General features: G+C 67.5%; 2 protein-coding genes. One reads left to right on the plus strand and one right to left on the minus strand.

Annotated features, from left to right (window positions below; all coding sequences use genetic code 11):
- Positions 1-405: GNAT family N-acetyltransferase (locus tag ACT84W_RS08430; RefSeq protein WP_444328882.1), on the plus strand; the 405-nt coding region annotated here is incomplete at its 5' end.
- 116 nt (positions 406-521) lie between these two features.
- Here ACT84W_RS08430 and ACT84W_RS08435 read toward each other — a convergent pair.
- Positions 522-1,254 (minus strand): sensor histidine kinase (locus tag ACT84W_RS08435; protein WP_444328883.1); only part of this gene is annotated, 733 nt, incomplete at its 5' end.

Consider the following 1,254-nt stretch of genomic DNA (forward strand, 5'->3'; position numbering starts at 1 on the left):
GGAAAGACCCTCGCCGCGCTCGACTGCGCGACGAGCGAGATCCTGGGCGCCGTCTCGGTCGACTACGACGCCGACATGGGTGACGGCTGGGAGCCGGGGCATGGCCGCGGGACCGGCGGCCCCGACTGGGAGCCGCTGCCGGAGCAGGCCGTCGCTTGCTACCACCTCTTTGCCGTGGACCCCGCAGCGCGCGGGCGCCACGTGGCGAGTACGCTGCTCCAAGCGGCGCAGGAAAGGGCCCGCGACCTCGGTGCCGAGGTCGTGCGCATAAACACGAACGTCGCGAACGTCGAGGCGAACAACCTCTATGCCCGCGAGGGCTTCACGCGCCACAAGCCGATCTGGCTTCCCTACCCCGGCCTTCCGCTGCCCGGCTACACCAACCTCTGGGAAAAGCGCATCTAGCGCCCAAAGAAACCCGGGCAAGAGGGCCGCGGCGGTCTCAAATCATCACTAACCAACGGGCGCCGGCCGCGCATCATCGCGCGGCCGGCGCCCGTCCCGTGTTCACCCAGCCCCGCCTAGAACAGCACGGTAACGGTCGTCCCCTCGCCAAGCTTGGACTCCAGGCGGATGTCGGCTTCGTGGAAGGCGGCGGCGTGCTTGACGATGGCGAGGCCCAGTCCGGTGCCGCCCATGTCGCGGCTGCGGCCCTTGTCCACTCGGTAGAAGCGCTCGAACACCTTCGACTGCGCCTCCTCGGGGATGCCGATGCCCGTGTCGCTCACGCGCACGGCGGGCCGGCCCTCGATGGGCAGGACCCACACAAAGACGCGTCCGCCCTTCTTGTTGTAGCGGATCGCGTTCTCCACGAGGTTGCTCACAAGCTCGTCGAGCAGGCGCGCATTGCCGTTGACGCAGGACGAGATCCCCTTGACGTCAAGGTTGACCTCGGCCTTCTTTGCCTTACGCGAGAGCCGCGAGCACACATCCTGCGCCACGCTGAAGAGGTCGACCTGCTCCATCGGTCCGAACATCGTGTCCTTCTGGCCCCCGCGCTCGGTCTCGTCTAGCTTCGAGAGCATGAGGATGTCCGAGACGAGCGAGCTCAGGCGCTGCGCGTCCTTGTAGATGCGCCCGGCGAAGTCGCTGACGTCCTCGGGCTTGCAGATACCGTCGCGGATCAGCTCGGCTGCGCCGGAGATGCTCGCGATGGGGGTCTTGAGCTCGTGGGTCACGTTGCTCGTGAACTCGCGGCGCATGTCGTTCGCGTCCTGGATGGCGCTCATGCGGCGCACGAGCTGGGCATGCTGC

This window comes from Paratractidigestivibacter sp. (assembly GCF_052362415.1).
GTDB lineage: Bacteria > Actinomycetota > Coriobacteriia > Coriobacteriales > Atopobiaceae > Paratractidigestivibacter.